Genomic DNA, 9,335 nt, shown 5'->3' on the forward strand with positions numbered 1-9,335 from the left:
CGGTCTTCGGCCGAACAGCGAATGGTGATGTCGCGGTCGGTGACCACACCCTTGAGCCGCTGGTCCTCCCCGCAGATCGGGAGAGCGCCGACTCGCAGATCGCGCATCATCCTGGCCGCGTCCCGCAGTGTCTCCTGCTCGCCTACGCACCGCACGTCCGTGGACATGATGTCCCGGGCCCGCAAGCTCCTCGATTCGCTCATCCCACTCTCCTCCCTCATCCGGCATCGGGACGGTGTGTCCCGGCCATTCCATCGATGACAACACGAGCCCGTGCCCTACGCCTGCCGACCGCGAGGTGACCGGCCGGTACGTCACCGGCTCACTCCCGCAGCCGCCCACCCCGCGACTCCGCTACCCGCAACGCGTCCCGCAGCGACTCCCCCAGCCGCTCCGCGAGAAACCGCAGCTCCTGCTCACCGACCCCTTCCGCGGCCAGCAACTCACCGGCATGGCCGAGGATTTCCGCTCCCAGCGCGAGCTGCATCTCCTCCATCTCGTCGGCCAGCGTGTCGATCAGCCCGTTACCGTCGGAGGAGAGGTAGCAGGGGTTGCCGTCCCGGTTGGGCCAGGGCAGCAGCCGGTACGTACGCGAGGTTCCGTCATCCATGGCCCCCACCGTGCTGACCTGCGCGCTACGCCGGCCAGTAACCACCCGGGTACGCGGCGTCGCGTACCGCTCAGCCCGCCCGCCACTCCGGCGCGAGCACCGACCAGACCTCCATGTCGTGCCGCCTCCCCCGGTACCGGTAACTCTCCCGCAGCACACCGTCCTTCGACATCCCCAGCCGCCGGGCCACGGCGATGCTGGGCTCGTTCGCCGCCGAGACCACCCACTCCACACGGTGGATGCCGCGCTCCTCGATGGCCCAGTCGATGATCACGCGTGCGGCCCTGGTCGCCAGCCCCTTGCCCGCCGCCGACGGCTCCAGCCAGCAGCCTGCCTCGGCGTTGCCGTTCTCGACGTCCATCGTCACGAAGAGAACCCCGCCGACGAGGGTGCCGTCCGTCCAGATGCCGTAGATCCGCCCCTTGTCGGCGGCGGCCTTCTCCGCGTACGACTGAAGGTACAAACGGCTCGACTCCAGGTCCGTGACGACGTCCGGCAGCCCGACGTGTTGCCCGATGAACTCCCGCCCCCGGTCCATGTGCACCAGGAACTCCTCGGCCCGCCACGGCTCGAGCGGGCGCAGCTCCGCTCCGCCATCACCCAGGGATATCGCGTACATCGTTCCCCTCAACCGTCGAAACCGGCACACATACTGCGACGGGATCATTCCACGGCGGGTCACGGGCGTCTGCGGCGCGTCAGTGCGCCGAGGCGGACAACAGCGCGGAACGGTCGAAGAAGACCTCGTTGGGGAGTGCGGACGCCCCGGATTGTGCACGTCACGCGCGGCCGGACCGCCCGGGGAACGAAACGAGGTGAGCGACCGCGGGAGGCATGGCGGACCCCGGCCCCGCGCCTGCTCCCCGGGGAGCAGTGCTTGCGCCTCTCCGCAGGGGATGCTCCTCGCCGCGATCTGCAGCAGGCTGACGCAATTGGCACAGGACGGCAGGAAACCTGGCACAGGACGGCAGGAATCGACCGTGTGTCGCCGGGAGAGAGACGCGATGGTGGTGTCGGCTGCCGCAACGGGGCTCGGCGCGGCTTCACGGGGGGCTGCCGCGCCGCCCCGCCGCCCCGCTGCCCTCCGGGACGCGGCTGACGCACGTCCCGACGTGTGGCCGGATTTGACCACCCGGCTCCGCTGAAAAGGCTCTGGACACCCAGCTCCCCATTGACGACAGCCATGGGGGAGAAAGCCATGTTGCGGGTGCACTTCACCAGTGAGGACATCGCACGTATCCGCGTCGCCGCAGCGCCCGATCCACTCTGGGAGATCACCAACAGCTTCCAGGTCCTCATCACCAGGGAAGCGCCTCTGGTGTTCGGAGAGTGGCGCCGCAGAGCCCGGCCGCAGCTGCCCGCGGCGAGCCGGCTGCTGGCCGAGCTGCTGCCACCGTCCGGCTACTCGCCAGACTTCCTCACACCTGACCTCGACGGCCGCTTCGACCTGGCGAGCGCGGTGGAGACCGTGCTCGGCACGGCAAGGACGGCTCTGCGAAGGGACTTGGGCAGACTCGATGCCTCGCGGGACCGATCACGTCCGCTGTCAGCCGACATCCGGACCCTGTCCGACGGGGATACGGCGACCCTGCGCCGGTTGCGGGCCGCTCTGTGCGGATACCACCGGCACGCCCTCGCCCCCTTCTGGCCGCAGATCCGGGCGCAGGTGGAGGCCGACCGCGCCATCCGCACCCGAGCGGTGCTGGAGGGCGGGATCGACGGACTTCTGGCGAGCTTCAGACCCGTCCTGCGCTGGGAACCCCCGGTGCTGGAGGCCGACTATCCGGTCCACCGAGTCGTGCCGCTGGAAGGCCGGGGACTGCTGCTCCAGCCGTCCTTCTTCTGCACCCGCAGACCCGTCACGCTGGCCGACCCCGACATGACTCCGACCCTCGTCTACCCCATCCAGCACCCACTCGGCTGGGTCACGTCCCGAGGCGGCACGCCGGCGCGCGGCGCCGGGCTGGCAGCTCTCATCGGGCAAACCCGTGCCGCCGTGCTGGAGGACGTCACCGGCGGCCGTACCACCGGCGAACTCGCCGAGCGGCTGGGCATCTCCGCGCAGGACGCCAGTTACCACACCGCCGTCCTGCGCCGGGCCGGCCTGCTGCTGAGTGTCCGGCGCAGCAGGAACATGCTGCACACCATCACCCCCGCGGGGCTCACCCTCCTGGAGAGTCCGCCGGGCACGCCGATCGATGCGTAAAAGCAGGTTTTTAGTGTGTCGCGGCGGCAGGGCGGCTCCCGGCACGCTGGCACGGCACGACAACGGGGAATCACGGGGGGACACCATGCGAGGCCGCACCAATGCCCTGACCGCCATGGCCATCGCCACCGCGAGCGCCGCGGTCCTGACGGCACTGTCGGGCTGTACGGGAGGCTCGGCAGCGCCGGCTGCCAGCGAAGGCCCGTCCCGCGCCCTCACCAAGACCGAGCAGGCGCGCGTCGAGCAGGCCGAACAGCGTCTGATCCAGCGGTGCATGAAGCGAAACGGCTTCCGGTACTGGGTGGCGCCGCCGGCCGACGCCGACACCGTACGGGCCTTCACCCACAGCTTCGTCAAGGACGACGTGGCGTGGGCACGCGAGCACGGGTACGGCGGACGGCTCAAGCGGGCGTTCTTCGCCGCGAAGAAACACGACCCGAACCTCGCTTACCGCAAGCGTCTGTCTCCGGCCGAACGGAAGCGCTTCTCCCACGCACTGGGCGGCAGGCCGGACACGCCCATGCTCTCCGTCCGGCTGCCGGCCGGAGGCGCCGTCCGGACACTGGACGGCGGCTGCGAGCACTCGGCCCGTGAGGAGCTGTACGGCGACACGAGGGTCTTCTTCCGCACCGACAAGATCGCCACGAATCTCGTCCCGGTGTACGACGCGAAGATCAGGCGCGATCCGCGCTTCGCCAAGGGGCTGAAAGCGTGGTCACGGTGCATGCGCGACGCGCTGGGCCGCGACTTCGCGGACCCGGAGGCCGCCCGTGCCGAGGCCCGCGAGCGGACCAAGGGACTCAGCACCTCCAAGGCACACGCCGTCGAGGTGGAGTTCGCCGTCGCGGAGGCCGAGTGCGCCCGTAAGTCCTCCCTGCCCAGCACTCTTTCCCGGCTGGATCGCGAGTACGGCGGACCTGTTCGCGATCGGTACGCCGACGAGATCGCCACCAGCAACCGGCTGAAACTGGCGGCCCTTCGACAGGCGAAGCGGATCGACGACCGCGACTGAGCCGGCTGCCCGTGCACGTCGACCGCGCCCGGACCACATGACCAGCACACCGATCACCCATCGAGAAATGAAGGAGACACCATGCGCAAAATGCGCGCAGTCCTGATGGCAGCGGCAGTCACCGCGACGGCGAGTACCTTGTTCGCCGGGTCGGCCCAGGCGGCCCCGGAGCGCGTCACGGGGCCTAACTGCGACCGCCTTTACCAGCTTTACGCGGGTGACGGGTATTTCCGGGCTTACACTGATTCGGACTGCCGCGGGGAGCTCGGCGAGGACAGGGGCAACGACTCCAACTGGGCCGACGGCTCGGGGGCGTTCCGGGGCTCGGACAACGACAAGGCGTCGTCGGTGCTGAACACCGGCGTCGCCGGCAGCGTCGACAACGTCCTGCTCTATCAGGGCGCGCTGGGCGGCAGCAACGGCGTGGGCTGCCTGTCCCACGGCGAGCTCTACGTCGACAACCTGACCCGCAACTTCTTCACGGGCGGGGCCAACGCCAACGACAAGATCAGCCGCCACGCCTGGTCAAGCTCCTGCACCAACCCCTGGACCTGAGTACCCGCTCGGTTCACTGACCGCGTTCCCGAACGGCGCGCGGCCAGGCCATAGGTGACGGCGTCGCTGCCGTTACCTATGGCGCCGCGGGGTCAAGAGACGGACTTCCGTCATTCCCGCCCGCACCGCGCTGACGTGTGCATACGCTCGTCCGTAACGAACCCGGTACGCAGCGTGGCGTGCCGGCAGGGACGGACGGTGAGCACCATGACCATCGACAACACCCAACCGCCCGCGGCCTGGCGCTACTGCGGCAACCAGCTCAAACGCTGGCGCATCCAGGCCGGCGTCAGCCGCGAAGACCTGGCCCGCGAAGCCTGCTACGGCTACGACGCCATCAAATCCATGGAACAGGGCCGCCGCAAATGCGCCCGCCGCGTCCTCGAAGTCGCCGACGATATGTGCGACGCGGGCGGCAAACTCCGGGCCGCCTCGGAATACCTGGAACCAGAGAAGTACCCGGCACGTACCCACGAGTTCATGCAAGCGGAGGCGACGGCGGTCGCGTTGCACTCGTACCAGCCGTTGCTCGTGCCCGGCCTTCTGCAAACTGACGAGTACGCGGGTGCGCTGCTGCACGCATACTGCCCGCCGCTGGACGACGAGACGATCGAGCAGCGGCTGGCTGCTCGGATGCAACGGCAAGGGATGCTCGCTGGCAAACCGACCGTGGTATTCAGCTTCGTCATCTACGAGGCTGCGCTACTCACCATGGTGGGCGGGCGCGATGTCATGCGCCGCCAGCTCCATCACCTGCTGAAGTTGGGCGAGTATCGCAACGTGTCGCTCCAAGTACTCCCGGCCGATGCCGGAGCCCACGCCGGTTTGGACGGAGCCTTCGTACTGCTGGAGACCGAAGAGCACGCGCGGTATGCGTACGAGGAAGGGCACGAGATGCGCTGCCTCTACGCCGATCCGGAAACTCTCCAGGTACTGACCGAACGCCATGGAATGATCCGCATGCAGGCGCTGAGCGCCGAGGAGTCAGCGCGGTTCATCAGAAGGGTGGCAGACGAGCTATGAGCAGTGAACTCGCTTGGTTCAAGTCCAGCTACAGCGGCACCGAGGGCGGCAACTGCCTGGAAATCGCCGTCACCTGGCACAAGTCGAGCTACAGCGGTACGGCAGGCGGCGACTGCGTAGAGGTGGCCGCCTGCCCCTCCGTCATCCACATCCGCGACTCGAAGAACACGACGGACGGCCCCATACTCAGCGTCCCCCCGGCCGGATGGTCGGCCTTCCTCCGCCACGCCGCCACCCACCCCGCCTGAAGGGGTGTCCAGTGCACTGGGCTGGATGGGCCGCTGTAGCCCTCATCGCGGTCATCGGCGGGTGGATGCTTTTCGACGGGATCCACGCTCTTCTCACCGGTGACTTCGTGACGCCCAGGAGCGGTACGCATGCCGGTCAGCTCGGGCCGTGGGCGAACCTCGTCTCCGGTGTGGGGCTCGACCCGCGCTCGCTACTGGTCAAATGGGTCTTCGTCGGCTACGCGGTGGGCTATCTCGTCTCCGGTGCGGCTTTCGCCGCAGGAACACCGGGAGCCTGGTGGGCAGTTGTGGTGCTCGCCGTCTGCGGGCTGTGGTACCTGCCCTTCGGGACCGTGGCGAATCTGGTGGTGGTGGCTGTGCTGTTCATGCCGTCCCTGCGCGCACGGGGCTGAGCGGCGGCTGCCCATTCCGAGCGGGCAGCAGCGCAGCCGATCGTCTTGGTGGACAGCACCGGCGCGAGGTGGGGCCAGCGGTGGACCGGTCGGCTCGCCGCCGATACAGCTTCGCCGGGACGACGTCGGCCTGGACCCCTCGGGTCATGACGGTCGCCCGCCGAACTGCCAGTTGTGCACCTCGATATTGGCGTACCGGTCCGGGGTCAGGAGGGCGCGTGCCGTGTCCGGGTCCGGAGCCCGGACCAACGCCGCCGTGCCCAGCCAGGTGGCGCCGTCGTCGGACAGCAACGGCCCGTAGGCGATCAGCTCGTCCCGGTCGGGCGGCACCGTGAGGTCGGCGGCATGCCCCGTGCCGAGACCGAGCACCAGGTACCGGTTGCCACCGGTCCGGCCGCCGGGAAAGTCCCACATGGTGCGCCCCAGCGTGTTGCGCCACCGTCGCAGCAGCACGTCCCGGTACGCGCCGGCCTGGTAGTTCGGCTCGTCGAAGGCGAACGCGCGGGCGGCGACGGGATCGGGCAGGTCGACGATGTGCACGCTGCCGGTGGGTGTACCGCCGTCGTCGGCGAGGGTCGGGCCCCGGGCGATCATCCCCTTCGCGTACCGGTCCATGTAGGACCAGTGCTCTTCCAGCAGCTCATCGCGCAGCGCTGCGGAGCCGGGCCGGTCGCGGTGGAAGCAGATGAACTCCATGCCCACAGGGTCTCTTCAGGAGGTGACCAGGTCGACCGGGTTTCACCGCGAAAGAACCCACCTACCCACACCAGCCCGACAACTACCCGGTGTGAGCGGACCCTTAAGGTGTCCGGGTGAGCGGAGAGGCAGCGGCGCATAAGCCGAGCGAGAAGCGACCGGCAGAGCCGAAGCCGGCGCTGGTGTACAGGATCGTCGGGCTGATGCTCGGTCTCGCGATCACCCTCGTCGGTGCCGGGACGCTGATCGTCAACGGCGTACAGGGGGTTCAGGCCACCGGTCTCGTCGGCGTACGCGGCACGTTCACGGTGGACTTCTGCTACGAGGCGAGCAGCAGGGCATGGCCCGACTACAAGTGCCGTGGCACCTTCGACCCTCGCGCGGCGGAGTACGCCAACCGGGACGCCACCCTCGAGAACACTGACGACAACCCGGCCGGTACGAAGCTCGACGTGGTCGAGGGCTCTGTCGGCTCCGACGGGTACTTCCGGGAGACCGGCGTGTGGGCGACCCTGGGCTCCCTCTGGTGGCTGTGCTTCGGCCTGCTCTTCCTGCCGTGGGGCTACTTCACCTGCCGTAAATGGGCGAGGGCCTTCAAGAACTAGGGCTGTTGTGAAAGTAGATCTCGGTTGTCGGTGATCACGCGTCATGCGGGTGTGATGCGCGAGCAGTCGTAGGCCCGGACCAGCGAAAAATGCCTGATCACAGGGGACGGACGAGTGTTATCGTCGCCCGCATGCCTGAACTGATCACACCCACAGGTCGGCTCCAGTCCTCATGGCTCGCGGCGCGTGACGAGTGGTCTCCAGGTGCCCATCAGGACGGGACCGGGTTGCGTCTCGCACCTGAAGCCGGCCTCGACAGCCCCGAGGTCTTCTCGGCGTGGGTTGAGCAACTGCAGCAGCAGTCGGACAGGTCAGTTGCCGTGGGAGAAGAGCGCGTCCACGCCACCCACTGGTGGATCGTCGAGGGCGACAGCTATCTGGGAGCCATCGATCTGCGGCACTATCTGAACGCCGTTCTGCTCGATGTCGGCGGGCACATCGGCTATAGCATCCGGCCCTCCGCCCGGAGACGCGGCTTGGCCACGTGGGCCCTCGGGGCGGTTCTGCTCGAGGCCCGTGCGTTCGGTCTGGGGCGGGTCCTCGTCACCTGCGACGACGACAATGTCGGATCGGCGCGCAGCATCGAGCGCAACGGTGGCGTCTTGGAGGACGTCCGCACCACCGACGTGGGTATCAAGCGCCGCTACTGGATCGCTCTGTAGTGCCGCGTCAGGCAGCGTTTGCCTCGTTCCTGTCAGACTGCCTGGGTGATCGCCAGACTCGCGGGAGAGCAGGACTTCGATGGCTTCCTTGGCCTGGCGGCCCAGGTCGAGCACTGGTTCGGTCCGATGGTCGAGGATCTTGGCTTCCATGACGCCGTGCATAAGCACATTCGCCGGTCCACCGCCCTCGTCGCCGTTTCCTCGGGCCCGGATCTCCTGGGTGGGCTGCTGTTCGGAGCGAAGGTGCCGACTTACCACGTCCGCTGGCTCGTCGTCTCGGAGCAGGCACGGAGGACGGGCGTCGGTCGTGCCCTGATGGCGGACGCGATGCGTAGGTTCGTACGGGGCCCGGGCTCTGTTGAGGTGGTCACATTCGGGGCCGATCACCCCGGTGCCTTCGTCAGCAGCGCACGGGCCTTCTACGAGGGTCTTGGTTTCCTCCCTGCCGAGGCTGTCGATCCGGGCCCGGAAGGCGGCTCGCGGCAGGTCTTTCGCCTGGCCGTCGCCTGATGCCGGCGTGATCGGCCCTGTCGATCGCCGTGTCACACACGCGACCCGCCCCTGCGGCAGCACGTCAGTCCAGCGTGAGCTGCCAGTACGCCGTGTCCCGGTACCCGTCGTCCGGTGGCGTCACCTCCACCGTGATGGGCATCCCCTTCGTGTCCCCCGCCACCCGCACCGGCACCGTGACGCTGTCATCCTCGCCGAGCGGCGGCGACAGCTTCCTGGCCGCCTGCTCCTGGTTGAGCCAGTCGCTCGTGCTTCCGTCTTCGGGTCCGTCGTCGTCGAGAGACTCTCCGGCGCGTACGTCGAGGGGGTCGCCCCCGTACCCGGAGTCGAGAGCCAGCTTCAGCGTTTCGTCCGTACCGTTCTCGTAGGTGAGCGTGAAACGGTGGGCGCGCCCGCCCGGCTCGCGGTGCGGCTCGCTGACCGTAACGGTGAGCCCATCCTCGTACTCCGCGGTGGCACCGGGCGCCAGCGGATCGGCCGCGCTCCCGGAGGAGTCATCGGGGCCCTGCTCCAACTGCCCGTAACCGTCCAGGCTCTTCTCCAGCTCGGCGAGGCCCAACAGGCCCAGTACCACCAGGCTGCTGAGAACGAGCAGGGCCACCAAGCAGCCCTTCTGCCACCGCTGTTCAGTCCTGTCGTGGCCCTCGGTGGTCTCCCTTTCCTCTTCCGCTCCCATGTGCTCACGGTAGAAAGCGCGGCCCCGGCACGCCTGAGCCCGAATACTCAAGTCCGGCTGAGCACCCACCCCTCGACCATGCCCGGAAGCCGGCAACCCGGACGAAACCGCAGGTCACACAGGCACCCGCCCGGCCAGGT

At 68.5% G+C, this 9,335-nt stretch carries 14 protein-coding genes; 9 read left to right on the forward strand and 5 right to left on the reverse strand.

Annotated elements, in window-relative coordinates; translation table 11 throughout:
* The 3 genes from ACRDP3_RS23920 to ACRDP3_RS23930 all read right to left on the reverse strand — a co-directional run.
* Positions 1-203, reverse strand: a 203-nt coding sequence (locus ACRDP3_RS23920) for a CBS domain-containing protein (RefSeq protein WP_431519066.1), incomplete at its 3' end; no start/stop codon positions are given.
* 119 nt (positions 204-322) lie between these two features.
* The gene (locus tag ACRDP3_RS23925; protein WP_431519067.1) at positions 323-610 is read right to left on the reverse strand and encodes a hypothetical protein; all 288 of its coding nucleotides are present in this window, start codon (positions 608-610) and stop codon (positions 323-325) included.
* Between the two features lie 70 nt (positions 611-680).
* Positions 681-1,229, reverse strand: a complete 549-nt coding sequence (locus tag ACRDP3_RS23930) for a GNAT family N-acetyltransferase (protein WP_431519068.1) — start codon at positions 1,227-1,229, stop codon at positions 681-683.
* A gap of 579 nt (positions 1,230-1,808) precedes the next feature.
* On the opposite strand from ACRDP3_RS23930, the gene ACRDP3_RS23935 reads away from it, so the two are divergent.
* From ACRDP3_RS23935 to ACRDP3_RS23960, 6 genes are all read left to right on the forward strand, one after another.
* Entirely contained in the window at positions 1,809-2,816 is a 1,008-nt protein-coding gene (locus tag ACRDP3_RS23935) for an ArsR/SmtB family transcription factor (protein WP_431519069.1), read from the forward strand.
* Between the two features lie 115 nt (positions 2,817-2,931).
* Entirely contained in the window at positions 2,932-3,828 is an 897-nt protein-coding gene (locus tag ACRDP3_RS23940; RefSeq protein ID WP_431519070.1) for a hypothetical protein, read from the forward strand.
* 81 nt (positions 3,829-3,909) lie between these two features.
* Positions 3,910-4,383 carry a hypothetical protein gene (locus ACRDP3_RS23945; protein WP_431519071.1) on the forward strand — a complete coding sequence of 158 codons (474 nt, stop codon included), beginning with the start codon at positions 3,910-3,912 and terminating at the stop codon, positions 4,381-4,383.
* Positions 4,384-4,590: 207 nt separating this feature from the next.
* Positions 4,591-5,406, forward strand: coding sequence for a helix-turn-helix domain-containing protein (locus ACRDP3_RS23950; protein WP_431519072.1), 816 nt, complete (start codon positions 4,591-4,593; stop codon positions 5,404-5,406).
* Positions 5,403-5,654 (forward strand): DUF397 domain-containing protein, encoded by a 252-nt coding sequence (locus ACRDP3_RS23955; RefSeq protein WP_431519073.1) that lies wholly within the window; start codon positions 5,403-5,405, stop codon positions 5,652-5,654. Before ACRDP3_RS23950 ends, ACRDP3_RS23955 begins: the two co-directional genes overlap by 4 nt.
* An 11-nt stretch (positions 5,655-5,665) precedes the next feature.
* Positions 5,666-6,046 carry a hypothetical protein gene (locus tag ACRDP3_RS23960; protein WP_431519074.1) on the forward strand — a complete coding sequence of 127 codons (381 nt, stop codon included), beginning with the start codon at positions 5,666-5,668 and terminating at the stop codon, positions 6,044-6,046.
* 144 nt (positions 6,047-6,190) lie between these two features.
* Here ACRDP3_RS23960 and ACRDP3_RS23965 read toward each other — a convergent pair whose 3' ends face one another.
* Positions 6,191-6,742, reverse strand: coding sequence for a YciI family protein (locus tag ACRDP3_RS23965; protein ID WP_431519075.1), 552 nt, complete (start codon positions 6,740-6,742; stop codon positions 6,191-6,193).
* 116 nt (positions 6,743-6,858) lie between these two features.
* Between ACRDP3_RS23965 and ACRDP3_RS23970 the strand changes: the two genes are divergently transcribed.
* The 3 genes from ACRDP3_RS23970 to ACRDP3_RS23980 all read left to right on the forward strand — a co-directional run bounded on the left by ACRDP3_RS23970 (position 6,859) and on the right by ACRDP3_RS23980 (position 8,519).
* On the forward strand, positions 6,859-7,347 hold the full coding sequence (locus tag ACRDP3_RS23970) for a hypothetical protein (protein WP_431519076.1): 489 nt from the start codon (positions 6,859-6,861) through the stop codon (positions 7,345-7,347).
* A gap of 131 nt (positions 7,348-7,478) precedes the next feature.
* Positions 7,479-8,009 (forward strand): GNAT family N-acetyltransferase, encoded by a 531-nt coding sequence (locus ACRDP3_RS23975; protein WP_431519077.1) that lies wholly within the window; start codon positions 7,479-7,481, stop codon positions 8,007-8,009.
* Positions 8,010-8,054: 45 nt separating this feature from the next.
* A complete protein-coding gene (locus ACRDP3_RS23980) occupies positions 8,055-8,519 on the forward strand; it encodes a GNAT family N-acetyltransferase (RefSeq protein ID WP_431519078.1) in 465 nt (154 codons plus the stop codon).
* A gap of 64 nt (positions 8,520-8,583) precedes the next feature.
* On the opposite strand, the gene ACRDP3_RS23985 is transcribed toward ACRDP3_RS23980, so the two are convergent.
* Complete coding sequence (locus ACRDP3_RS23985; protein WP_431519079.1) at positions 8,584-9,195, reverse strand: hypothetical protein; 612 nt, start codon at positions 9,193-9,195, stop codon at positions 8,584-8,586.
* Between the last annotated feature and the right edge of the window lie 140 nt (positions 9,196-9,335).

The organism is Streptomyces sp. (genome assembly GCF_050698815.1).
Taxonomy (GTDB): domain Bacteria; phylum Actinomycetota; class Actinomycetes; order Streptomycetales; family Streptomycetaceae; genus Streptomyces.